This is a genomic window from Microbacterium sp. Y355, from assembly GCF_059445345.1.
Window position 1 is genome coordinate 1,719,886 of sequence record NZ_JCAIUD010000001.1, and the last position, 24,701, is coordinate 1,744,586.

General features: G+C 65.4%; 21 protein-coding genes. 7 read left to right on the forward strand and 14 right to left on the reverse strand.

Features of this window, described 5'->3' with window-relative positions; translation table 11 throughout:
• The 3 genes from AC1C2O_RS08275 to AC1C2O_RS08285 are packed head-to-tail and all read right to left on the reverse strand — an operon-like array spanning position 1 to position 3,223.
• A complete protein-coding gene (locus AC1C2O_RS08275; protein WP_495429949.1) occupies positions 1-1,530 on the reverse strand; it encodes a sugar ABC transporter ATP-binding protein in 1,530 nt (509 codons plus the stop codon).
• Entirely contained in the window at positions 1,527-2,195 is a 669-nt protein-coding gene (locus AC1C2O_RS08280; protein ID WP_495429950.1) for a DUF2291 family protein, read from the reverse strand. Before AC1C2O_RS08280 ends, AC1C2O_RS08275 begins: the two co-directional genes overlap by 4 nt.
• A complete protein-coding gene (locus AC1C2O_RS08285) occupies positions 2,192-3,223 on the reverse strand; it encodes a zinc-dependent alcohol dehydrogenase family protein (protein WP_495429951.1) in 1,032 nt (343 codons plus the stop codon). The genes AC1C2O_RS08280 and AC1C2O_RS08285 overlap by 4 nt, the downstream gene beginning before the upstream one ends.
• A gap of 152 nt (positions 3,224-3,375) precedes the next feature.
• Here AC1C2O_RS08285 and AC1C2O_RS08290 point away from each other — a divergent pair, with 152 nt between their 5' ends.
• Together AC1C2O_RS08290 and AC1C2O_RS08295 are read left to right on the forward strand one after the other, a co-directional pair.
• Positions 3,376-4,434, forward strand: a complete 1,059-nt coding sequence (locus AC1C2O_RS08290) for an NAD(P)-dependent alcohol dehydrogenase (protein ID WP_495429952.1) — start codon at positions 3,376-3,378, stop codon at positions 4,432-4,434.
• A 148-nt stretch (positions 4,435-4,582) separates the two neighbouring features.
• Positions 4,583-5,440 carry an SDR family NAD(P)-dependent oxidoreductase gene (locus AC1C2O_RS08295; protein ID WP_495429953.1) on the forward strand — a complete coding sequence of 286 codons (858 nt, stop codon included), beginning with the start codon at positions 4,583-4,585 and terminating at the stop codon, positions 5,438-5,440.
• A gap of 69 nt (positions 5,441-5,509) precedes the next feature.
• Here AC1C2O_RS08295 and AC1C2O_RS08300 read toward each other — a convergent pair whose 3' ends face one another.
• From AC1C2O_RS08300 to AC1C2O_RS08340, 9 genes are all read right to left on the reverse strand, one after another.
• Positions 5,510-6,970: an ABC transporter permease gene (locus AC1C2O_RS08300; RefSeq protein ID WP_495429954.1), complete on the reverse strand. Its 1,461-nt coding sequence runs from the start codon at positions 6,968-6,970 to the stop codon at positions 5,510-5,512.
• Positions 6,967-7,728, reverse strand: a complete 762-nt coding sequence (locus tag AC1C2O_RS08305) for an ABC transporter ATP-binding protein (protein WP_495429955.1) — start codon at positions 7,726-7,728, stop codon at positions 6,967-6,969. The genes AC1C2O_RS08300 and AC1C2O_RS08305 overlap by 4 nt, the downstream gene beginning before the upstream one ends.
• A gap of 153 nt (positions 7,729-7,881) precedes the next feature.
• Entirely contained in the window at positions 7,882-8,517 is a 636-nt protein-coding gene (locus AC1C2O_RS08310; protein WP_495429956.1) for a response regulator, read from the reverse strand.
• Entirely contained in the window at positions 8,514-9,737 is a 1,224-nt protein-coding gene (locus tag AC1C2O_RS08315; protein WP_495429957.1) for a sensor histidine kinase, read from the reverse strand. The genes AC1C2O_RS08310 and AC1C2O_RS08315 overlap by 4 nt, the downstream gene beginning before the upstream one ends.
• A 153-nt stretch (positions 9,738-9,890) precedes the next feature.
• A complete protein-coding gene (locus tag AC1C2O_RS08320) occupies positions 9,891-10,682 on the reverse strand; it encodes a class I SAM-dependent methyltransferase (RefSeq protein WP_495429958.1) in 792 nt (263 codons plus the stop codon).
• Between the two features lie 96 nt (positions 10,683-10,778).
• Positions 10,779-11,954 carry an AMP-binding protein gene (locus AC1C2O_RS08325; protein WP_495429959.1) on the reverse strand — a complete coding sequence of 392 codons (1,176 nt, stop codon included), beginning with the start codon at positions 11,952-11,954 and terminating at the stop codon, positions 10,779-10,781.
• 31 nt (positions 11,955-11,985) lie between these two features.
• Positions 11,986-12,885 carry a 1,4-dihydroxy-2-naphthoyl-CoA synthase gene (locus tag AC1C2O_RS08330; RefSeq protein ID WP_495429960.1) on the reverse strand — a complete coding sequence of 300 codons (900 nt, stop codon included), beginning with the start codon at positions 12,883-12,885 and terminating at the stop codon, positions 11,986-11,988.
• A 9-nt stretch (positions 12,886-12,894) separates the two neighbouring features.
• Complete coding sequence (locus tag AC1C2O_RS08335; RefSeq protein WP_495429961.1) at positions 12,895-13,848, reverse strand: permease prefix domain 1-containing protein; 954 nt, start codon at positions 13,846-13,848, stop codon at positions 12,895-12,897.
• A gap of 1 nt (position 13,849) precedes the next feature.
• Positions 13,850-14,197: a PadR family transcriptional regulator gene (locus AC1C2O_RS08340; protein ID WP_495429962.1), complete on the reverse strand. Its 348-nt coding sequence runs from the start codon at positions 14,195-14,197 to the stop codon at positions 13,850-13,852.
• A gap of 155 nt (positions 14,198-14,352) precedes the next feature.
• Between AC1C2O_RS08340 and AC1C2O_RS08345 the strand changes: the two genes are divergently transcribed.
• Positions 14,353-15,366 (forward strand): GNAT family N-acetyltransferase, encoded by a 1,014-nt coding sequence (locus AC1C2O_RS08345; protein ID WP_495429963.1) that lies wholly within the window; start codon positions 14,353-14,355, stop codon positions 15,364-15,366.
• 96 nt (positions 15,367-15,462) lie between these two features.
• Complete coding sequence (locus AC1C2O_RS08350) at positions 15,463-16,431, forward strand: o-succinylbenzoate synthase (protein WP_495429964.1); 969 nt, start codon at positions 15,463-15,465, stop codon at positions 16,429-16,431.
• A 74-nt stretch (positions 16,432-16,505) separates the two neighbouring features.
• Here the strand turns inward: AC1C2O_RS08350 and AC1C2O_RS08355 are convergent, their stop codons facing one another.
• The gene (locus AC1C2O_RS08355) at positions 16,506-17,132 is read right to left on the reverse strand and encodes a TetR/AcrR family transcriptional regulator (protein WP_495429965.1); all 627 of its coding nucleotides are present in this window, start codon (positions 17,130-17,132) and stop codon (positions 16,506-16,508) included.
• A 183-nt stretch (positions 17,133-17,315) separates the two neighbouring features.
• Here AC1C2O_RS08355 and AC1C2O_RS08360 point away from each other — a divergent pair, with 183 nt between their 5' ends.
• The 3 genes from AC1C2O_RS08360 (at position 17,316) to AC1C2O_RS08370 (ending at position 22,804) form a co-directional block, all read left to right on the forward strand.
• Positions 17,316-20,126, forward strand: coding sequence for an MMPL family transporter (locus AC1C2O_RS08360; RefSeq protein ID WP_495429966.1), 2,811 nt, complete (start codon positions 17,316-17,318; stop codon positions 20,124-20,126).
• Positions 20,123-22,129: a YhgE/Pip domain-containing protein gene (locus AC1C2O_RS08365; protein ID WP_495429967.1), complete on the forward strand. Its 2,007-nt coding sequence runs from the start codon at positions 20,123-20,125 to the stop codon at positions 22,127-22,129. Before AC1C2O_RS08360 ends, AC1C2O_RS08365 begins: the two co-directional genes overlap by 4 nt.
• An 87-nt stretch (positions 22,130-22,216) precedes the next feature.
• Positions 22,217-22,804 (forward strand): 2'-5' RNA ligase family protein, encoded by a 588-nt coding sequence (locus AC1C2O_RS08370; protein ID WP_495429968.1) that lies wholly within the window; start codon positions 22,217-22,219, stop codon positions 22,802-22,804.
• 227 nt (positions 22,805-23,031) lie between these two features.
• Here the strand turns inward: AC1C2O_RS08370 and AC1C2O_RS08375 are convergent, their stop codons facing one another.
• A complete protein-coding gene (locus AC1C2O_RS08375) occupies positions 23,032-24,699 on the reverse strand; it encodes an alpha/beta hydrolase (protein WP_495429969.1) in 1,668 nt (555 codons plus the stop codon).
• Positions 24,700-24,701: the final 2 nt, after the last annotated feature.

The following is a 24,701-nucleotide window of genomic DNA, read 5'->3' on the forward strand; positions in this document are numbered from 1 at the left end:
TCAGGCGGCCACGGCCTCGCCGGAGGCGGCCATGATCATGTCTTTGGAAACGTCGGGCGTGAACTCGGCAGAGATCCGGCCACGTCGCATCACGATGATCCGATGCGCGATGCTGAGGCATTCGCCCACTTCGGAGGTGGAATAGACGACCGCGAGGCCGCTGCGTGCACGCTCGGCGAGTAGGCGGAAGACTTCGCCCTTCGCTCCGACGTCGATCCCGCGGCTGGGTTCGTCGAGCAGCATGACCCTGGGGTTCGTGGCGATGATCTTTCCGATCACGACCTTCTGCTGGTTGCCGCCGGACAGCGAGCCGATCGGGAGATCCGGCCCTGGCGTCTTGACGGTGACCGACTTGATGAGCTCCTGCGATCGGGCCTTCTCCACGCGGCGCGAGATCATTCCGCGTACAAGGCTGCTGTCCAGGCTCGCGAGGGTGAGGTTCGTGCCGACATCGAAGGTCTGCACGAGCCCATCACGCTGACGGTCCTCGGGGACGAGACCGACGCCAGAGGTGATGCGACTCGCAATCGACTTCGAGAGGATGGATTCACCGTCCAGAAGGATGTCCCCCTCAGCGACAGGCTCCTTGCCCGCGATCGCCTCGAGCAACTCGGTGCGCCCGGCCCCCATGAGACCGTAGATGCAGACGATCTCGCCGGCTTTGACGTCGAGATCGAGCCCGTTGACGATCGCGCGCTCTGGGTTCTCTCGGTCAAGCACCGTGAGGCCCTTGACGCTGAGCACTGTGTCGCCGAATTCGTAACCGGCGGGTGGTGAACCCAGATCGAAGTTCTCGCCCACCATGTTGCGGACGATCCACTCGAGGTCGATGTCAGCACGCTGGCCCCTGGCAGTCATCGCGCCGTCGCGGAGGACGACAGCGTGGTCGGTGACCTCCAGCGCCTCCTCGAGATGGTGAGAGATGTACACGATCGCCACACCGCGAGCGAGCAGATCACGGATGATCCCGAACAGCACCTCGACCTCTGCGGCGGCGAGCGCCGATGTGGGCTCGTCCATGATGAGGATCCGAGAGTTCACCGACAGCGCGCGAGCAATCTCGATGATCTGCTGCTGGCCGACCCGGAGGTCTGCGACCAGGGTGTCCGGCTCGATCGGCAACTGCAGATCGAGCAGAAGCGCCTTCGCCTGGCGAGTTTCCTCCGCATAGTCGACCCCGAACGCACCGGTGATCTCGCGACCCATGAAGATGTTGTCGCGCACTGACAAGTTCGGGGCCAGGCTGAGTTCCTGGTGGATGATCGATATGCCGCGGTCTCGAGCAACGGTCGTCGAGGTAAAGACAACAGGTTCACCGTCGAGGATGATCTCGCCCGACGTCGGCTGCTCCACCCCGGAGAGAATCTTCATGAGCGTGGATTTGCCGGCGCCGTTCTCACCGAAGAGCGTCGTGACGGTTCCCTTGCGGATCTCGAAGTTCACACCTTTGAGCGCACGGGTTCCCCCGTACGTCTTCACAATGTTTCGGGCTTCGAGGACGACGTCGTCGAAGCCGGGAGCGTCAGTCATTCGACGTCGATCTCGATCGGGGTGACCAGCCATCCGGCCGGGTTCACCATGGTGAATGCACCTGTCACTGTGACTGTCTTGCCGGCAAGGGCTGAGGCATCGATGTCTGCGAGAACGTCGACCTTCAACTGCTCGTTGAGCGCAGCGGCAGCATTTTGGAAGTCAATCTGGTTCTTGAACTGACCGAACTCGATATCCCCGCTCGCGTCACGCAGTTCGGTGCCGTTGATGGCGGGGCCGGTCTGCACGCGGATGAGGAGGTCACTCGGCACGCCCTCGACGGTCACCGGATAGATGCCCGATTGTCCTTCGCCGACGACGCCAGTGAACTTGACGCTGTAAACGGGCCCTCCGGAGCTGGCAACCGCGTACTCGGCAGCCGCGGCGTCCGGATCTGCCGCAATGGCCTCGGCGAGCGTAGCGGCAGAAGTCGCACGATCGACGATTCCCTCCTGAACAGTGGGGAAGTTGTCCGCGCCGAAGGTCGCCGGGTCAAACGCCACGGCCCCCTGGGCAAGCGGATCGTCACTCGGGACGGCCTTGGTGCCCAGGACGATACCGAGGATGACGAGAACGATCACGCCGATCCAGACGCCGCGTTTGGCGCCGGGAGAGAGCTTCTTGCGCGGCGCTTTCGACGTGGTGGCGCTGGTCGCCCCGCTCACAGGAACACTCGCGATTCGGTGTCGTTCGGACGGATCTGGAGCTTGCGCCCCTCACCCCGCCGGAACAGATCCAGCGCATCTGAGTAATCGTCGAGAATGAACGAGTGGCTGATCATGGCCGGAGCGTTGATCGCCCCTGCTTCGAAGAGCTCGACGGCGCGTCCGAAGGAGTTGAGGACCGCCATGGTTCCGACGATCGAGATCTCGTCGCGGTAAACGCGGAACGGCGAGAACTTCGCCATCTGATCTGCTGGCGCAACGCCGAAGTCCTGGAAGAACCCGGCTGGCTTCACGCGGGTGAGTGCGTCTTCGATCGCCCGAATGTTTCCGGTGCAGTCGATGACGACATCCCACTTCTCACGCTCTGCTTCGTCGGGGCTGGTGTAGCGCAGCTCGATCCCGCACTCAGCAGCGGTCTCGAGGCGGGCAGCGTTGAGGTCGACGATCGTGACGGTGGCGGCTCCAGCCTTTCCCGCGAGCTGCGCCATCAGCAGGCCCATGGTCCCGGCGCCGTAGACCAAGACGTGGTCGCCGAGGCGGCGCGGCAGAACATCCCACCCGCGGATCGCACACGCGAGCGGCTCGATGAGCGCTGCCTGATAGATGTCTGTTTCCGGCTTGAGCTTGTAGACGTTGCCGGCTGGTGCGGTGAAGAACTGCTGCGCCGCACCGTCAGAGGCGACCACACCCAGTCCGTTCCAGAAACGGCAGAGGTTCTGGTGGCCATTGAGACAGAACTCGCACTCACCGCAGGTGGTGCTCGGGTTCACCGCGACGTGGTCGCCGACCTTGAAGTCGAAGACGCCGCTGTTCACACCCTCGCCGAGAGCGACGATCGTGCCGGTCGCCTCGTGTCCGGGAACCAGGGGGAACACCGTTCCCTCGAACTCGCCATCGAACACGTGCGTGTCGGTTCCGCAGATGCCGACCGCAGCAGTCTCAATGAGGATCTCTTTGTATCCGGGCGTCGGCGTAGGACGCTCCTCGAGTGCCAGCTGGCCTTCGGACGTGAATACAATTGCGCGCATCTTTGCTCCTGTTTGTGCTTTCGCCGCCATCGGCTTTCGTCACGGGCCTATGTTAGGTTCTCTGTGATCTTGACACGTAACTACGTTATATTCAACATAGAAACATCACATTCCGATGTCAACTTCGAATGTGAACATGAGGAAGAGGCATCGTGGCCAGCACTAATAAAGACATCGCGCACCTCCCGACGCCGACGATGCGCGCGAGCGTGCTGGTGAAGGCCGGCGAGGTCGTGCTGCAGCAACGTCCTACGCCCACCCCCGCGGCCGACGAGGTACTTGTACGTGTCACTGCGGTCGGCGTGTGCGGCTCTGACGTGCACTTCTACAAGGACGGCCACCTCGGAGACTGGACGCTGGACGGGCCCCTCGTGCTCGGCCATGAGTCCGGCGGAGTCATCGTCGCCGTCGGAGCCGACATCAGCCCGACGCGGATCGGGCAGCGCGTTTCGGTGGAGCCGCAGCATCCTTCGACGCAATCGGCGGAGTCGCTGCGTGGCGACTACAACCTCGACCCAGCGATGAAGTTCTACGCGATCCCCGGCACCGACGGGGCCTTCCAGGAGTACGTGACGATCCAGAGTCATTTCGCTCACGAGATCCCGGATGCCGTCAGCGATTGGGCCGCGGCGCTCTTGGAGCCGCTCTCCGTCGCCGTGGCATCCGCACGCAAGGCGCAGATCGCCCCCGGCGACCGAGTGCTCATCACCGGCGCGGGGCCGGTCGGATTGGCACTGGCGCAGGTGGCGCGTGCCGCCGGTGCGGCCGAGATCATCGTCACCGACATCAGCGAGGGGCGCCGCGCTTCCGCTCTGAAATTCGGCGCCACATCGGTACTCGACCCGAGCACCGACGCTTCGGCGATCGCGAGCGTGCACGCCGACTCGTTCATCGACGCTTCAGGGGCAGCACCCGCCGTGTGGAGCGGCATCGAGGCGCTCCGCCCCGGCGGCCGTGCGGTGCTCGTCGGCATGGGGCAGAGCACGCTTGCGCTCCCCGTGGGACGAATCCAGTCCCACGAGCTGATTCTCACCGGCGTCTTCCGCTACGCGAACACGTGGCCGGCAGCGATCGCACTCGCCGCCACCGGACAGGTCGATCTCGACGCAATGGTCACCGGCACGTTCACTCTCGAACAGGCTCAGGACGCCCTGGAGTCCACCGCAGACCCGGCGACGATCAAGTCGATCGTCGAGCCGCACCGCGTCTGAGCTCGAATCACCGCGGCCCCGTCCTGCCGCCGAGACCCCGTCGCAATCACGTAATTGCGACGGGGTCTCGACGCGGAGACGGGGCGTCGACGAAAGTTCAGCGACGGCGCCGACTCGATGACGCGGTCGTCTTCTCGTAGCCTTGCTCATGACGAGCGACGAGAGGGATGTCATGCCGAAGACCATCGTGATCACCGGAGCAAGCGACGGCATCGGTGCCGCTGCGGCCCGTCAGCTTCATCGAAACGGGCACCGGATCGTCATCGTCGGCAGGTCTCGGCAGAAGACCGAGGCGGTTGCCCGGGAACTGGGCGCGGATCACTTCGTTGCCGACTTCGCCAACCTGACGGAGGTGCGGACTCTCGCCGCAGAACTCGATGCGTCCTATCCGCGTATCGACGTTCTCGCCAACAACGCCGGTGGCATCTTCGGTGACCGCACCAAGACGATCGATGGATTCGAGAAGACCTTCCAGATCAACCACCTTGCCCCGTTCCTGCTGACCACGCTTCTGCTGGACAAGCTGGTCGCGAGCAACGCAAGTGTCATTCAAACGTCGAGCGCCGGCGCACGCCTCTTCGGCAGGGTGGATATGGATGATCTCGACCACGACCGTGATTTCACGCCACAACTCGCCTACGGCACCGCAAAGCTGGAGAACATCATGTTCACGACCGAGCTTCACCGTAGATACCACGCACAGGGGCTGTCTGCTGCCGCATTCCACCCCGGTCTCGTCGCCACCGGGTTCGCCACCGAAAGCGCGAGCTTCATGAAGTGGTTCTACAACAGTCGCCTCGGACGGGCAGTGATGTTGAGTCCCGAGAAAGGTGCCGATCAACTGGTGTGGCTGGCTACGGCAACGCCCGGCTCCGAGTGGCAGTCTGGGGTCTATTACGAGAAGCGGAAGCCAGCACGCCGGAACAATCCGCAGACTCTCAATCGCGATCTCGCGCGCGAGCTCTGGGATCGTTCGGCCGAGCTGCTCAGTCAGAAGACGCACTGACGCTCCGCTCAATCCGGGCCGTTCAACCGGGCCACTCAACCCGGCCAGCCAATCGCGGTTGGTCCGCGGTTAGTCCACGGCGAGCGCCTCGACGGGAGCGACTCGCGTCGCGAGGCGCGTCGGTGCCGCCGCTGCGACGAGCGTGAGCACCGCTGTTGCGACAACGATCACGACAACGGGAATCCACGGCACCGCGGGAGCGACCAGGCCGGCCGTCTCTTCGAAGAACGGCGGCATCCGCACCGACCCCAGCAGGGACTGCGCGGCGATCCAGCCGTACAGCACCCCCAGCACGAGTCCAGTCACGGTCGACGCGATCGTGATGTGCAACGCTTCCAGCAGGATCATCTGCCGCACCTGTCGATTCGACAGTCCGATCGCCCTCAGCAGCCCGAGTTCTCGTCGACGCTGCACGACACCGATCGTCAGCAGATTCACGAGCCCCACTCCGGCGATGACCGCCGAGATACCGACCAGCACCATCATCACGGCCGCGAAGCTGTCCATGATTACCGCAAACTGCGGATCGAGCTCACCGCCGGCAGCCTTCGCCAACAGCACTTTCACTGATTCCAAGGCCACGGCGAACATCGTCACGAGCGTCACACCCATCACCACGCCGATTGCCATGCGGCTCGAGCGCTCCGGATACCGTAGAGCATTCTCGGCAGCGAGCCTGGCCGTCGCCGAACGCCCGAACAGGCCTCCGACGACCCTCAGCACCGGCGGCATCACGAGCACCGCACCGACCGACAGTCCGGTGAACGACAGCAGTCCGCCGAAGAACGCGATCACGACGCCCAGCGGTGAGACCAAACCCACCATGATTCCGAACACCAGCAGCGCGGCACCGATGAGCAGCAAGAGCAGCGCCCCGACGTGCCGGGTGGGGCGTGCCGAAGCATCCTCATGCGAACGCTCGACGGAACCGGCGATCGCCTGCAACGGCGTCACCGCAAGCACCCGGCGCGAACCGCTCCAGGCCGCTGCCCAGGTCGTGAGAGCGACACCGACCGCCGGAATGAAGATCGCCGGCTGAGCGATCGTGAAGTCGGCGACGGGGCCGAGGAACCTCTCGGCAAGATACACACCGGATGCCGCGAGCAGCAGCCCAATAATCAGCCCCTGTACGGCTCCGATCACGCCGACGACAAGCCCCTGCTTGGCCACTTCCGCTCGCTGTGAGCGCGCGCTCGCGCCGATCAGCCTCATCAGGGCGATGCGCCTGGTGCGGCCAGCGATGATCGTCGAGAAGGTATTCGCGGTGACGATCGCCGCGACATAGAGCGCGACGCCGACAAGCAGCACGGTGAGGATCGAGACGACCACGGCAAGCGTGCCGCTGTCGCCGATATAGGGATCCGACCTCAGCATCACGCCGATGTATGCGGTGGCCTCGACGAGCACGACACCGAACGCCGACGCAAGCGCCGCGACCAGGATGCTGGCGCCCATCCCCCGATCGCGCAACCAGTCGAACCGCGGGCCGGTGGCCGTTGATTCGGGAACGAATGTCGCCACCGCGCTCATGCCGCCACCTCCGCTGCCAGCATGTATGCCGAGATCTCCTCTGCGCTTTGCCGCGGATGATCGGCGACGATACGCCCGTCACCGAGGAACAGCACTCGGTCGGCGTGACTCGCGGCGATCGCGTCGTGCGTGACCATCGCGATCGACTGGCCATGCTCCCGGCTCGCCGTGGCGAGCAACTGCAGCACCTCTCGGCCCGTTGCCGAGTCGAGGTTCCCCGTCGGCTCGTCGGCGAAGACGAGGTCGGGGGCGGTCGAGAGCGCACGCGCGATTGCGACGCGCTGCTGCTGTCCTCCGGAGAGCTCGTGCGGACGATGGCTCAGCCGCGTCGAGAGCCCGAGCCGCTCGATGAGGCCGTTGACACGTGCGCGCTCGATCGCGGTCGGCCTGCGCCCGTCGAGCTCGAACGGCAGCATGATGTTGCCGAGAGCGTCGAGAGTCGGCACCAGGTTGAACGCTTGGAAGATGAAGCCGACGCGGCGACGCCGCAGGATGGTCAGGTCAAGGTCGCCCAGGCCAGTGATGTCGGTATCGCCGATCCAGGCACGCCCCTCGGTCGGAGCATCCAGCCCCGCCATGATGTGCATCAGCGTGGACTTGCCCGAGCCGCTGGGACCCATGATCGCCGTGAACTGTCCGCGACGGATGCCGACGCTGATGTCATCGAGCGCTGTGACGGCGCCTTCGCCTGTGCCATAGGACTTGGTCAGGTGCTGGACGCGGGCTGCGAGCCCGAGGTCGCTGGTAGTGATCTCCATACCTACGACGCTACGAACGATGCCTCTCGGCTGCATCGGCCGCGGGTAGCATCCGCCTACATCCAGAGGATGATCCCGAGTCCGCAAAACCACGCCGAGACGACGGCGATACGCGGTCGTCTCGGCGTGGTTTTGTTGTTTCGCGAGCGGCGGCTATGCCAGCCCGTGCTCGAAGGCGAACACGACGAGCTGCACCCGGTCGCGCAGCGCGAGCTTGGCGAGAATGCGACTGATGTGCGTCTTCACCGTCGCCTCACTCAGGAACTCTCGCCCCGCGATCTCGGCGTTCGACAGGCCGCGCGCGGCGAGCGCGAAGATCTCCTTCTCGCGATCCGTCAATGAGGCGAATGACGGCGGCACCGGTCTCGTCCGCTCTGTGAAGTGTTCGAACAGCTCGCGGGTGGCGGATGCTGCGATCACGTTCGATCCGGAATGCACAGTGCGGATCGCCGCGAGCAGAAACTCGGGGTCAGCGTCTTTCAACAGGAACCCGCTGGCGCCTTGACGGATGGCTCGTGCCGCAGCCTCGTCCAGGTCAAAGGTGGTGAGCATCACGACCTTCGGTGCATCCGGTGCCTTGAGGATCTCTGCTGTGGCAGTCAGACCATCCATCACCGGCATCCGAATGTCCATGAGTACGACGTCTGGCGTCGCCTGCGCGACCGCGGCGAGCGCCTCCTGCCCATTGCCGGCCTCTGCAACGACTTCCATATCGGGCTGAGATGAGACCAGCATCCGGATGCCTGCGCGGAATAGGGACTGGTCATCGACGAGCAGTACGCGGATCATGCGTTTCCCTCCGGAGCCTCAAAGCCGTCTGATGACACGCCGATCGGCAGTGTCCCGCGCACGACGAACTCGTCGCCCTCGCGCGCGGCGCTGAGCGCGCCGCCAATGAGCTGCGCTCGCTCGCGCATGCCGACCAGGCCGTGCCCGCCGGGCGCTCCCTGAGCAGCAGCAGAGCTGACCGCGTTGCGCACTTCGAAGTCAATCCGATCGGCCAGCCATGCCAGTTTCACGTCGACAACAGCACCGGCGCCGCCCGCACCGTGCCTGATCGCATTCGTCAACGCCTCCTGCAGGATGCGATACACAGCGAGCTGAATCGCCGCCGGCGGCTCCCCCGGCGGCATCGGATCGACTGTGACGCGCGGATCCAGCCCCGCCTGTCGCACCTGCACGAACAGCTGCTCTAGGTCGGCGATGGTGGGCTGCGGCCCGTCACCCTGGCGGTGGCGCAGCTGCGTCAGCAGCATCCGCACATCAGACAGCGCTCCGCGAGCCGTCTGCGCAATCGTGCCGAGCGCTTCGGTGGCCACTCCAGGATCGGATGCTGCGGCGTAGCGCGCGCCGTCGGACTGCGCGACGATCACTGCCAGCGAGTGCGCGACGATGTCATGCATGTCGCGGGCGATGCGGACCCGTTCCTGTTCCTCCGCTGCGGCGACCTCGGCGATCGCCTGTGCCTCGCGGCTGGCGCGCCAGCGCAGCACCATCCGCCACCCGAAGCCTCCAAGCCAGGGAGAACCGAGCGCGAGGATGCTCATGAAGGCCACGAGCACGAACGTTGCCATCATGCTGGCGAATCCGGTCGTCGCCAGCCCCTCGGTAACGAACATGATCTGCGCGGCAGCGATGATGCCGCCGACGAACGACGAGGCAAGCCCCGCCCAGAAGACGCGAGTCGTGCCCCACGCGCCGGTCGCATATAGGACGCCCAGGATCGCAAGGTTGATCGGCAGCGGGCCGTGGCCGCCCGCCAGCTGCACGATCGCTCCCGCCCAGGCGGCGATGAGCGCGATTCCCGGAGCGAGTCGTCCGATCGCGACCGCGCCGAACTGCAGCACACCCGCAATGACCAGTGCCAAGATGCCGATGGCCTCCGGCACAGCCGTGTTGAGGCCTCCTGGTGCGTAGAACGCCAGGGAAGTCGGTGTCAGCACCGCGAACAGCACGAACGCCCCGACAATGTCGAGGACGAGCGAGGTGCGAGACAGCGGCCGGATCACCCTCTCACGCTACGCGAGGTGCCGGCTCGCAACATCCGTCGCGCGATGTATCTGACGCGGCACGTACACGGGAGGGTGTTGCACCTGTAGGAGAAATCGGCCGATAATCTCCGACGCCCGCAACATCCTCCAACAGGCGCAACAAGCATTGCCTCACGCGCGAGCGATGATCTCGCCGTGCGGCACGAGGTACCAGCCGTCGCCGTCGTCCGCCCACGCCCGCCACGCGGCGCTGATGCGCTGGAGGTCCGCGCCGGTCGCCATCCCACTGTCGACCAGCTGACGCGCAAGCGCTGACTCGAGAATGCGGTCGGCCCACATGCCACCCCACCACGCGCGCTCATCTGGCGTTGCATAACACCAGGTGGATGCTGTCGCCGTGACATCTTCGAACCCCGCGGCTCGGGCCCACGAGAGCAGTCGACGTCCGGCATCCGGCTCCCCACCGTTCGTGCGTGCCGCAGCACGGTACAGCCTCAGCCACTCATCGAGTTCGGGCAGCAGCGGGAACCAGATGAAGCCGGCATAGTCGGCATCGCGTGCAGCGACGATGCCGCCGGGCTTGGCAACCCGCCGCATCTCGCGCAGCGCCTGCACCGGATCAGCGACGTGCTGCAGAACCTGGTGTGTGTGCACGATGTCGAAAGAGTCATCAGCGAAGCTCAGCGCGTGCACGTCTTCCACGGAGAAGTCGATGTTCGCCGCGCCCAGTTCTGCAGCGCGTGCCTGGGAGAGCGCGAGCTCGTCGACACCGATCTCTGTCGCCATAACTCGTGCGACGTGCTCTGCGAACTCGGCCGTGATCGTACCGGGGCCCGCACCGACATCGAGCAGAAGCGCTTCAGCATGCAGGTGTGACCGTAGGTACTCGGCTGAGTTCGCGATCGTGCGATTGCTGTGCGAGCGCAACACCGACTCGTGATGCCCGTGGGTGTACGTGGTCATCGCCCCAGCATCCCACGCCCGCCGCGCTCGCGAGACTTCACTTGTGTCATAAAAATCGCCCGATTCGGCGTCACACGTGAAGTCTCGCGAGCAATGTCAGAGCATGCGGCGGATTGCCTCACGGTCGGGCTTGCCGGATGCCAGCAGCGCCAGCTCGTCGACGATGATGAGTCTGGCGGGGCGCGCGGGCTTGCCCAATTCTGCGGCGACGACCTCGCGCGCATGCTCGAGCTGCTCGGCCTCGCTGCGGCGTAGCGCCTCACCGCGCGCGGCGACGATCACGGATGCTTCGCCCCATCGTTCGTCCTCGACGCCGACAACCACGGCACCGGTGAGTCCAGGGACGCTACGAACCAGCTGCTCGACACGATCGAGTGAGATGTTGACACCGCCTGACACGATCACGTTGTCGGCGCGGCCGTGCACCCGAACGACGCCGTCGTCGACGATGCCAAGGTCGCCGGTTCGATACCAGCGGATGCCGAGATCATCCCGCACGAAAGTCCGCTCCGTGAGGCCGGGATCGCCGAGGTATCCGTCGGAGAGCATAGGACCCGCGATGCGCAGCTCTCCGTCGACCGTCTTCACTGCGACCGTCTCCAACGGGATGCCGTCGTACACGCATCCGCCGCTCGTCTCGGTCGAACCGTAGGTGCGCACCAGCCGTGCGCCCATCTCGGCCGCGCGTACGCGCACTGGTTCGGGCAGCGCCTGCCCACCCACGAGGATGGCACGGTATGCCTGCAGCGCGGCAAGTACTGTGGTGTCTTCTTCGGCCGCTTCCAGCAGGGTCGCCACTTGAGCGGGCACGAGTGAGGTGAACAGCTGCTCAGCGTCCGATGACCGCGGCATCAACAGCGTCGCCTCAGCGAACGCGCGGGGTGAGAACGCGCCTTCCACTACGGCGGGCGTAGTCCCCGCGAGAATCGAACGGACCAGCACCTGCAAGCCGGCAACGTATCCCGCGGGCAGCGCCAACAGCCAGCTGCCCGTGCCGATCCGACGCGCAGTCGCCTCGGCACCTGCGCGCAGGGCCTCGGCGCTCAGGACTACCCGCTTGGGGATGCCACTGGAACCGGAGGTGCCGATCACCACGGTCGTACCCACATCGACGGTCGCAGGCTGATCGCCCAGCATCCCTAGTCCGAGTGCCGGTCCACCATCAAGTGCCGCTCGCAGCGCCGCTTGCAGCGCAAGCGGGTCTTCCCCATTCGTCGAAATCAGCGCGCGAGACTTCGCGTGTGTGCTGTTTTCGGAGTCAATCTGGGACATAAGTGAAGTCTCGCGCGCTGTGGTGGTCGGATTAAAAGTGGTAGGGGAAGGAGGTCCAGTCGGGGGCGCGCTTCTCCAGGAACGCGTCGCGACCTTCCACAGCCTCATCGGTGCCGTAGGCCAGACGCGTCGCCTCACCCGCGAACACCTGCTGGCCGACCATCCCATCGTCAGCCGCGTTGAACGCGAACTTCAACATCCGGATGGCCGTCGGCGACTTCGTTAGTACGGTGCGCGCCATCTTCAGCGCTTCACGCTCCAGCTCCTCGTGCGGCACGACCCGGTTCACCGAGCCCATCTCATACGCGCGCTGCGCGGAATACTCCTCGGCGAGGAAGAACACCTCACGAGCGATCTTCTGCCCGGTCTGGCGCGCCATATACGCCGAGCCGTAACCGGCGTCGAAGCTGCCGACGTCGGCATCCGTCTGCTTGAACTTTCCGTGCTCGGCGGAGGCGATCGACAGGTCGCAGACGATGTGCAGCGAGTGTCCGCCTCCCGCTGCCCAGCCGGGAATCACAGCGATGACGACCTTCGGCATGAAGCGGATCAGTCGCTGCACCTCGAGAATGTGCAGGCGTCCGGCGCGCGCAGGGTTGGCCACCGATGTCTCGTCTTCGGAGTACTTGTACCCGTCACGTCCGCGGATGCGCTGGTCGCCGCCGGAGCAGAACGCCCAGCCCCCGTCCTTCGCGCTCGGGCCGTTGCCGGTGAGGAGCACCGCGCCGATCTTCGGATCTTGCCTGGCGATGTCAAGCGCGCGGTATAGCTCGTCAACCGTGTGCGGGCGGAAGGCGTTGCGCACCTCCGGACGGTTGAACGCGATGCGCGCGACACCGCCGTCGTGTGTGACGTGGGCGGTGATGTCTGTGTAGTCCTCGGCGCCGGGCGCAAGCGCCCATTCCGCAGGATCGAAGAGCTCGGAGACCATGGGCCCAGCCTATGCCTGGAGTGCCGCGCGGCGTGCCTTGCGCCAGCCGTCGATAGAGTCCCAGACTGCGATGCCGACAGCAACGAACCCGGTCAGCACGGCCAGAATGCGCAGCACGTTCTCATCGACAGCGCCGGTGAAGGCGAACTCCACAAAGTCGGGGTTGATCAGCTGACCGCGACCGAGAAGCGTCAGCCACCAACTCACGAACAGCACCGCAACAGCTGTGTTCATGATGGCGAGGGTTTTGTTCCAACGGCGGTTCCCGTAGACGGCGATCGCAATCACGACCTCAGCCACCAGGAGCGCGAAGAGTCCCGTGATCCACCAGGGCCACAACTCAGGGTTGAGGATGGGGATGTGCTCGCCGTCGGTGGGGAAGAAACCGCGGAAGTGATCCCAGAGCACCGCGCCTGTCACGATCACCAGGTATGCCAGCGAGGTGATGAGTTCGGCTAGCGACGCATCCTTCGCCTGCGGCTCTGGAAGCTGGTCCACGTTCCAGCGCACCCCGGTATCTGCGCCGGTGCGCTCCAACACGGCGAACACCAGCGTCACCCAGAATGCGATGTGCATGGCGACGCTCAGCCCGATTCCGATGGCCGACCCGATGATCTCGCCGATGGTCCCGCCCGCAATCGCCTGACCGAGCGCGACCGCACCGGCCACCGAGACAGGACCAATGATCAGCAGCAGCTTGAGCAGCCGCCACCAGGTGAGGTAGTAGCGCGGACCGATCAGCAGCAGCGGTCGATCGGCGAATCCCGCGGCGAGCGCTGCCGGATCGCCGAGTTCCGTGAGCACGGTGCGCTCGGCATCCTCTTGTGTCTGCCCCTGCTCGAGACGCGCGTCGACGGCATCGGCGATGGATGCCTCGAGCTCGATACGCACGTCATCCTGGGCTGTGGGGTTCAAAGTTCTTGTGACGGCGGCGATGTACCGCTCGGTGAGCGTGGAGGTCATTTCAGCGTTCCTCTGTGTCTGAAGATGTGGAGGTGAGCGTGGCGATCGCGGCAGTGAGCGCGAGCCAGTCCTGGGTGAGTGTGTCGGCGAGGCGGATGCCTGCGTCTGAGGTGCGGTAGAACTTGCGGGGCCGCGCCTCGTCGGTGTTCCACTCGCTGGTGAGGTATTCCTGCTTCTCCAGTCGGCGAAGCAGCGGGTACAGCGTGTTCGCATCGGTGGCGAAGCCTCTGCGTTCCAGCTCTTCGAGCAGTGCGTACCCATAGTCCGGTGTACGCAGCAGCTGCAGACACGCGAGCACCACTGTGCCGCGTCGCAGCTCCTGCAGGTGAGTATCGAGCGTCTCGTTCATGCCCATCACATTACTGTGCCTCACACACTATAGTCAAGCGCACATTAATATTTGTCGTTCGACCACCGTTCCCGTCGCAATTGGTTCGGCTCTAAGCGCGCGAAAGAGACACAAGCTGCGACGGGAGCGGGGAGGACGCGACTAGCGTCGAGTTCATGGATGTGCGCCAGATCGACCCCTTCGACACTGCTGATGTGAATACCTGGTGGGAGATCTACGCGACCGCAGAGCGTGCTGATCGCGGAGCGGACACCTCGGTGTGGACCCTCGAGGAGTCACGCCTCGAGCTTCAGCAGCGCACTGACACGATCGAACGGCGCGCACATCTCGCGTACATCGACGGCGAGGTTGTGGCCGCAGGTCGACTCGCCCTGCCCTTGCGCGACAATGTGCGCAGCGCGGGCATCGGCGTGCACGTCGTGCCAGCGCTCAGACGCCGCGGGATCGGCAGCGCGGTGCTCGCCACACTTGAGGCAGAGGCGCGGGCTGCCGAGCGCAGCATCCTGGACGGCGAGACCTCCTGGCCGTATGCCGCAGGCGAAGACGGCGCAGGAGTTCCCGGCCGCGAGTTCGCCCGACGCCACGGATACGCACTCGCGCTCGGCGATGTGCAGAGTCGGCTGCATCTTCCGGTGGATGGCGGGTTGCTCGACCGGCTTGAGGCCGAGGCATCCGCACGCGCCGCCGGGTACACCCTGCACTCGTGGATAGGTGCAGTTCCGGAAGAGTACGTCGCCGGATGGGCCGAGTTGGATGCCGCTGTCGATACCGAGGCCCCCGTCGGCGATCGCTACATCGAGGCGAAGACGGTCGATATCGCCAACGTGCGCGAGACCGAGGCCCTGCTCCTGCAGCAGGACCGCACCAGCTACGGCACGATCGCCCTGGATGCCGACGGCCGAGCCGTTGCGTTCACGCATATCGTCGTGTCCGGACACGATGGAAACGCGTATCAGTGGGGCACCCTGGTGCACCGCGCCGCGCGCGGACACCGACTGGGCATGGCCGTGAAGATCGCCAACCTGCGGATGTTGCAAACCCACGCCCCCACCGTTACGTCGGTCTACACCTACAACGCCGGCGTGAATGCCCACATGCTCGCCATCAACACCCACCTCGGCTTCGCCCCGTCAGAGCGCATGGCCGAGCTCCAGAAACACCTGACCTGACGTTCTCGTCGCGATTTCTGTCGTTGGAGCTCGACTCAGGCGACAGAAATCGCGACGGGAACGGCGATGCGGACACGAAGAGGGCATGATGGGGACATGAACGTCCCGATCGCAGATCTGCTCGGCACCGCCCGCGTCGTCGCGTTGCCGATGTCCACCCGATTCCGTGGCATCGATGTGCGTGAGGCACTGCTGTTCGAGGGGCCAGAGGGATGGGCCGAGTTCTCCCCGTTCATTGAATATGCGGATGCCGAGGCAGCCACTTGGCTCGCCGCGGCGATCGACTACGCCTGGAACGCTCAGCCCGCGCCGCTACGCGACCGCATCCCCGTCAACGCCACGGTGCCTGCCGTCGACGCCGCCCGCGTTCCCGAGGTACTGGCTCGTTTTCCCGGATGCCGCACCGCCAAGGTCAAGGTCGCAGACCCCGGCCAGCTCCTGAGCGACGACATCGCCCGCGTGCACGCCGTGCGCGATGTGCTCGGCCCTGAGGGCCGCGTGCGGGTCGATGCGAACGGCGCCTGGAATGTTGATGAGGCCGAACGTGCCCTGCACGCCCTCGCCGAGTGCGATCTCGAATACGCTGAGCAGCCGTGTTCCACAGTCGACGAGCTCGCAGAGCTGCGCGCACGCGTGAAGTACATGGGCATCCCGATCGCCGCTGACGAGAGCGTCCGCAAGGCCGAGGATCCCATCGCCGTCGCCCGAGCGGGCGCCGCCGACCTCATCGTCATCAAGGCACAGCCGCTCGGCGGCATTCGCCGAGCGCTTGAAATCGTCGCCGAATCGGGTCTTCCGGCAGTGGTCTCCAGCGCTCTGGACACTGCCGTCGGACTCAGCCAGGGCGCCGCCCTCGCGGCCGCACTCCCCCACCTCGATTTCGACTGTGGTCTCGGCACCGGAGCACTTTTTGTAGAGGACGTCGCCGATCTCTTACCTCTCGACGGGGCGATCACAGTCGGCCGAGTCATCCCCGATGGGTCGACGCTTGAGCGGCTCGCGGCATCCGCCGACCGTCGTGACTGGTGGCTCGAGCGGCTGACCCGCTGCCACGCGCTGCTGTAGCGAGCGCCGCTGGCCGCACTGCTAGCGAGCGCCGCTCGACGCATCCGGGTTACGTGCGGATCAGCCAGTCCAAATCAGTCTGTGCGGACGATCAGTTTCACCAGTTCGCCGAGGGATTCGCTACCGGAATGCTGCAGCTGGGCAGGCGACTGCCTTTCGATCGCACCGTATGCCATCGAGTGCTCCCAGACCGTCATCAGTAGCCCCGCCGCAGTCGCGACGTCAATACGCAGCGCGAAGAGACCGGCATCGACGATGCCCTGAATGATCTGCTGGATGCTGGCGCGAAGCTCGCGTTCCTGCAGGAGGTACGCCGCACCGAACGCGTCATCGCGTAGCGCACGAATGCGAATCTCACTCATCATCAGGACGCTGAGGCGATCGTCCTCGCCCGATTCCATCACCTGCCGCACGAGGTCAATCGGGTCGGCGTCGCGGCTCAGCACTCCAGCTTCGACGAACTCATCGATGCGCGAACGCACGAGCGCGAGCCGCCTCTCGGCGATTACCGATGCCAACTGAAGGAACAGCTCATCCTTCGATTCGAAGTTCGAGTAGAAGGCGCCACGAGTGAAGCCCGCACGTTCGCAGATCGCCTCGACGCTGGCACCTTCGAGGCCGACTTCCGCGAACACTTGAGATGCGGCGTCCAGCAGGCGCGCACGCGTGTTCTCGCGCCGCCTCGTCACGGGAATTGACATCGTCCTCCATTCATACCGGTCACTGAGCAAGGGCGCCAGCGCTCTGTCGCAGGGCGAGTCCTGAGCCTGCCGCAAGTTTCACATCTGGCGCACAGATTCGCACTTCTGACTCACCGTAGGATACACAGATGTATCGGATACACCTCTGTATCCATTCTCCCATCCGGACTCTCGGAGGAATCTGTGTCCACACTGCTGTCGTCTCTCGGGCGCTGGTCTTTCGTACACCCGTGGCGTGTACTCGTCGCCTGGTTGATCATCCTGGCCGCGGCCGGCGGCGGAGCCCTCGCGCTCAACCAGGGCACGGACAACTCCTTCAGCATCCCCGGCACTGAGTCGCAGGACGGCCTCGAGCAGCTCTCGCGCTCCTTCCCCCAGGTGAGCGGCACGAACGCGCAGTTCATCGTGGTGGCAGCCTCCGGCGATTCGATCACTGACGACGCCTACCGCGAGCCGATTGAGGATGCCGTCGACGAGCTCGCCGACCTCGATGGAGTGATCGCTGTCACCTCCCCGTATGACGAGATGATCTCGGGCATGATCAACGAGAACGAGACGGCGGCCATCGTGCAACTGCAGTTCGACGGTCAGGCCACCGATGTGTCCGACGAGACGAAAGACACGCTCACCGCAGCGGTCGATGATCTATCAGGGCAGCTTCCCGAAGGCTCGCAGCTCAAACTCGGTGGCGATCTCTTCGCGATCTCAATCCCGGGCGTGACGCTCACCGAAGCCGTCGGCCTGATCATCGCGCTGCTTGTGCTGATCGTCACCTTCCGCTCGTTCGTGATCGCGGGACTCCCCCTGCTGACCGCGATGCTCGGCGTCGGCATCTCGATGTGCGGCATCTTCGCCGCGACGGCCTTCGCGAGCGTGTCATCTACAACTCCGCTGCTCGCACTGATGCTCGGGCTCGCCGTCGGCATCGACTATGCCCTGTTCATCATGGCCAGACACCAGGATCAGGTGCGCGACGGCGTTGATCCGGAGGAGTCCGCCGCCCGCGCTGTTGGAACGGCGGGTTCGGCGGTGGTATTCGCCGGTATCACCGTGCTCATCGCTCTGATCGGACTCGGCTTCGCCGGCATCCCGTTCCTGACGACGATGGGTATCGCGGCATCCGTCGCCGTGGCCATTGCCGTCGCAATCGCTGTCACCCTGACGCCCGCTGTGCTCGGGTTTATGAAGGGACGGATCGTCGGCCGACCGAAGCGCGTGAGGGCGCCGAAGAAGGGCAAAGAAGCTCCCGAGACTTCAAAGACGAAACCCCGCCGCGGATTCAGCGAACGTTGGGTCGGCGGAGTGACGAAGCATCCGATACTCACCTCGCTCGCCGTCGTCATCGGACTCGGCGTCGTCGCGATCCCCGCGCTCAGCCTCAACCTCGCACTGCCCAACGCCGGCGTGCTTGCCCCCAAGGACGAGGCCCGACAGAGCTACGACCTCGTCGCAGAAGAATTCGGCCCTGGATTCAACGGCCCGCTGGTGCTCACCGGAACCATCGTCACCTCGACGGATCCGGTTGTGCTCATGGAAGACCTCGGAGATGCCGTCGCCCAGATCGACGGCGTGAAGGAAGTTGTCCTCGCCACCCCGAACGAGACGGCAGACACCGGCATCGTTCAGGTGATTCCCGAAACTGCGCCGGATGACCCGGCGACCAGCGATCTCGTGCGCGAACTGCGCGCGCACCACGATGAATGGCTCGAAGAGTTCGGCATCGATGTAAAGGTCACCGGCTTCACCGCCGTTGCAATCGACATCTCGGATCAGCTCGGCGGCGCCCTGCTGCCGTTCGGCATCTTCGTAATCGGGCTGTCGCTGATTCTGCTGACGATCGTGTTCCGCTCGCTCTGGGTGCCGATCACCGCCGCCCTCGGATACCTGCTCTCGATCATCGCCGCATTCGGCATCGTCGGCGCCGTGTTCGAATGGGGCTGGCTCGCCGACTTCCTGCACGTCGCGAAGGTCGGGCCGATCATCAGCTTCATGCCGATCATCCTCATGGGCGTGCTGTTCGGGCTCGCGATGGACTATCAGGTGTTCCTGGTCTCCCGCATGCGCGAGGACTTCGTGCATGACCCCGATTCGAAATCGCCTTACCGTGCGACGCGCCGGGCTGCTGCGCTCCGCGCAGTTCGCAGCGGCTTCACGGGATCGGCGAAGGTCGTCACGGCTGCGGGCCTGATCATGTTCGCCGTGTTCGTGGCGTTCGTGCCGGAGGGCGACTCCTCGCTCAAACCGATCGCACTCGGCCTTGCTGCCGGCATTGCGATCGATGCGTTCCTCGTGCGCATGACGCTCATCCCCGCACTCATGGCGATCCTCGGCGAGCGCGCCTGGGAGCTACCGGCATGGCTCGAGAAGATCCTCCCCAGCGTCGACATCGAGGGTGAAGCCGTCGAACGCGAACGACACCTCGCGGCGTGGCCCGGTGACGACTCGATCGTCGCCGCGGACGACCTCGTGCTCAGCGCGGATGCTCCGGTCATCGAGGCCCTGACACTGCGCGTCGCCCCTGGCGGGGCTATGGTCGCCACCGGATACAACGGCCGCGCGCGCCGTGCGCTCGCGCTGGCAGTCGCCGGCAGACTCACCCCGGATGACGGCAAGCTGCGCGTCGCGGGACACCTGATGCCCGGACGCGCCGCGTGGGTGCGCAGTCACGTCGGCTGCGTACTGGTGGATGACGCGGATGCCGCACTGCTCGACCTGCGAGAAGCGCTGCGCGGAACGTCGAAGATCATCGTGGTCGACGGCATCGACCGCTTCACCGGCGGCCAGCGAGATCAGGCCACGGCGATGCTTCGGGATGCCACGGCCTCGCGCCAGCTCGCAGTGTTCGCCACCGCATCCGACGCCGCTCTCGCCTGCCTCATCCTGGCGGAGGCCTCTTGGCCGACCGTCGACATACTCGATGCTTCCGCACCGCACAGCGGGGCTTCAACTGTTTCGACATCGATTCACGACGATTCCTCTGAGGTAAACGCATGACCCTCTCAATTGAACGGGCCCGCTCCCGCAGGCCCATCTCCTGGCTCACACTGTTGGGCGTCCTGCTGTTGCCTGCCCTGATTGGCGGCATCCTGGTCGCTGCCCTGCAGAACCCGACCGAACGCCTGGACAGCATGACCGCTGCGATCGTCAACCTCGATGAGCCGGTCACGATCGATGATCAGTACACGCCACTCGGCCGGCAGCTTTCCGCAGGTCTCGTGGAGGGCACTGACGACCTGGACTCCAACCTCAACTGGGTGATTTCCAATGAAGCGGATGCCGCTGCGGGCCTCGCCGATGGCAGCTACCAGGCAGTCATCACGATCCCCGCGGAGTTCTCAGCATCCGCCACATCGGCAGGAAAGGCGATCTCTGACGGCGGCGGCAACGCAGAGCAGGCGATGATCAGCGTGACGACGCCGGATGACGGGCTCGTCGCCGACGACCTGATCACAGGGCAGATTGCGGATGCCGCGGCAGCCACGATGGGAACCATGCTGTCGGAGGCGACCATGGAGAACGTGCTGGTCGGCTTCACGACTATCGGGGACCAGATCGGCGAGGCGGCATCCGGTGCGCTGGAACTTGCGACCGGTGCACGGTCGGCGGCGGATGGCGCTGCGGCACTTCCGGGCGGCGCTACGCAGCTCGCGGACGGGGCCTCCCAGCTGGCCAACGGCGCAACGGAGCTGGGCTCCGGGGCTTCCGAGCTTTCGGCAGGCCTCGGCACGCTCTCGGCCAAGACGCGAGAGGCGGGTGCCGGAGCGACCACGCTGGGAACGGGGCTGACCGATGGCGCCGCGGCGCTCGAGCAGAACGGACTCGTACCCGACGAACTGTTCACTGCGGCCAACGGCGCCCAGCAGGCGACCGCCGGCGTCGAAGGCGGCCTGGATGAACTGGCCACCGGCCTTGGCGCACTGCAAGCGGCATGCGCCGGCCGCGAAACGACCGACCCGGTGTGCGTGGGGCTTGCGCAGATCACCGACACGCTGCCTGCGTTGCAGGGCGCTGCCGGGCAGGCTTCACAGGCCGCTGCCGGCACTGCGGGCGGTCTGACCTCCTTCGATACGGCGGCTTCGCAGGAACTCGCTGGGCAGATGCGCGCTGCGGGGTCAGGCGCGATCACTCTGGCTGACGGACTAGGACAGCTCGCCGGAGGCATCGACCAGTCTGCGTCAGGTGCCGCAGCGCTGAGCAGTGGGGCAGGCTCGCTGAGCGGCGGAGCAACTTCCTTGAGCAGCGGAGCAACCACCCTGGGCACTGGAGCGAGCGAACTCGCCACCGGTCTTGACACCCTCGCGACGGGCACCGGAGATCTCGCCGGTGGGCTTCAGACAGCATCCGAGTCGCTTCCCTCGTTCGACGACGAGGAGTCGACCTCTTTGGCATCCGTCATCGCCAATCCCGTGTCCTCGAATTCGCAGGCGAACACGATCTTCGGGCCCACCGCCATTCCGCTGCTCGCCGCTGTGGTGCTGTGGTTTGGCGCTCTGGCATCGTTCATCGTGATGCGCGCTCACACGGCACGCACGCTGACCTCCCGCCGGTCTTCCGCCGCGTTGACGCTCAAGGCGTTCGCACCGGCCGCGCTGATCGGCGCCGGGCAGGGTGTGCTCGTGGCAGTGATCGTTCAGATCGTCGCTCAGTACGACGCCGGCGCATGGTGGGCGTTCGCCGGCACGGCCGTGCTGGCGGGCATCGCGTTCGCCGCGGTGAATCAGGCGCTGGTCGCTCTGTTTGGCGGGATCGGACGCTGGGTCAGCGCGCTGGTCGGTGTCATCGCCGTGGCCACCGGCCTCATCTCGACTGTGCCCGGCTGGCTCGCCTCGATCGGTGGCGCACTGCCGACTGCGTCCGCATTCACCGGGTTGATCGCCGCAAACGGCAGCGCGATCGCAGCGCTCGTCGTGTGGGGTGTGCTGTCTCTCGTCGCGACGACGGTCGTAGTGGCGCTGCGTCGCACGACGTCAACAAAGGCTGTGCTCGCCGCGGCTTAGCATCGAGCGAAGTACGAGAATCCCCTCTCCACAGTCTTGTGGTGAGGGGATTTCAATATCCCCTCGGTGCGGGTCTATCGTCGTCCCATGCGTCGCCCGATCATGATCGATCCCGCCCAGCTCGCTTCGCTGGAGGGGCAGCAGTACCTGCTGCTGCGGCCCGTCGGAGCGGTCGCCGACGATTACGCGGCAGTGCAGGATGCCGTTCTCAAGACGCTTCCGGTCGGAGTGACGCACCCGCACGCCGCGCACGTCACGCTGCGCGGCTTCTCCGAGGCGGATCGTTTGGACGATGTCCGCGCTCTCGTGCGCGGATGGGGTGCGGCGCAGCATCCGATTGAAGTCGCGACCGAAGCGATCGACATCTTCCCCGCTCCGTGGCAAATCGTCATCGCACGACTCGCGCGCACGGCATCCCTCGTGTCGGCGTACTCGACGTTGACCGACCTTCTCGCCAGCACCGACTTCCGTCGTCTCGACGAGCGCAGTCTCGAGGACTGGACGTTCCATTTGTCGGTCGTCTACGGGAAGACAATGGATGCGCCGGCGTGGGCCGTCGTTGCGGCCGCGGTGGCGCGCGAGTACTCCGATCAACCCACGGAGGTCGTATACGAGGCGGAGCTGGTCTGGTACCAGGGTGGGGTCGAGCACTACGAGGTCATCCCGCTGGGCTGAGCCGAACCGGTACCCGACTTGTGGTGTCGCAGATCGTCGCAGGTGTCGCAGGTGTCGCAGGTTGCCGCATTCAGGCTTGGGAGGCGGCAATGTGCGGCCCCTCCCGCGAGCGCAGATCGTCGCAGGTGTCGCAGGTTGCCGCATTCAGGCAGGCAACGCGGCAATCTGCGACACCCGGACGCGCGGAAGCGCCGGGCGAGGTCATCCCGCTGGGCCGACCTGGCCGATCAGTCTGATTCCACGCTCATGGCTTCGATGACCGCCTGAATGTGGGCGATGGCCGCAGCATCGAGTCCTGCGTCACCGGTGACCTCTCGCCAACCCGTGGTGATGACGTCGCCGAAGTTGTGCCCATGGCGCGCTGGCACCGACTCCCCCATCAGCATGTCGACGGCAACCTGCACCGCGGTGACCCCCGGTATCCATCGCATCGACGGGCTCACGTCCGCACCGCGCTGGTCGGCGTCCAGCCATTCCGGCTGGCTCCAAATGAGTTCGGGGCCCAGCCATGTCACCGGATCCGTCGCGTGCTGCAAATAGAGCACCCTGGGCTCTGACCACTCGCCTGCGAGTACCTGTTCGTCGCCCAGCTTCGACAGCCACCGCACTTGGCTACCGTCGTTCAGTACGGGTTGCCATGCGGGGCTCCCCGGATCTCGAGATTCCTGCAGCGTCCGCCACAGCTCCGCACCGTTCGGGCTACCGACGAACAGTGCCCCATCCGTCCGTGCACGCACATCATCGATATCGTCGAACAGTGCCTGGCTGCCGTGCGCGCCGAGGCTCAGCCCATAGCTGATGAGCATGGGCCGATCGTCCGCCGGGAGCTGAACCCAACGCTCATGCACCGCATCGAAGAGCGATCCTGCGGCCTCGACCGGGGCATCCGCATCGAACAGGAACGATACCCAGCTCGGCGTGTAGGCGTACTGCATCGCGGCGATTGCGGTGTCACCCGCGTGCAGATATTCGAGCGCGTCGACCGTCTGCGGTTCAAGCCAGCCGGATCCCGTCGCCGTCGCCACGACCAGCACTGAACGCTCGAAAGCGCCCGTCCGTTCGAGCTCAGCGACCACGAGATCCGCTCGCTCGGCAGCCGTCGGTGCAGATTCCAACCCCGCGTACACCCGGATCGGTTCGAGGGCGGGCTCGCCAGTCACCGCTTCGATCTCGGATGCCGTCGGGCCTCCGCCGACAAAGTTCGACCCATGCCGGCCGAGGGTGTCCCAATCAATCGTGGAGTCGACACCGGCAGAACGGTAGGTGGAAGCGGGTTGCACAGCATCCGCATCCGCAACTCCGTTGAGATTCAGATAGATCCCGTCCACGGCGATCATCACGGCGAGCAGCAAAGCACCAAGCGCCGCGACGATGACGGTCAGCGTGCCGAGGAGACCTATGACAGCGCCGGAGGTTCGGCGAAGCGCGTGATGCAGTCGCCGAACTCCTTTGCCGATCGCGACCAGGAGCGCCGCAACAGGAAGGAAACCAAGCAGGAATGCCGCCACATCGATGCCGGGCAGCGGCGGCATCTCCACAAGTGATCGCACCTCGTTCTGCCAGACGAAAGAGAGCACAGAGAGGGCGCCGAGCGCGACGAGCCACAGCAGTCCATAAACGATCCATAAGGCGCGCTGCACTGTTCGGCTTGGGCGCCAAGGAATGGTGCGGCGGAGGATCGCCCAGACCGCGACACCGAGCATGTACCCGAGCCCGAACGCGACGGCCGCGATCGCACCCTGGAACAGCGCCGGCCGCGGCAGGAGCGACGGGGTCACGGAAAGGATCGCCAGGAACAGCCCACCGATCGACCCGCCGGGGTCGAGAGCCCACCAGCGACGGGGGCCTTCAGCCTTGCTGTGCGTGGTGTCGGGGGTCGAGGTATTCGTGTTCACAG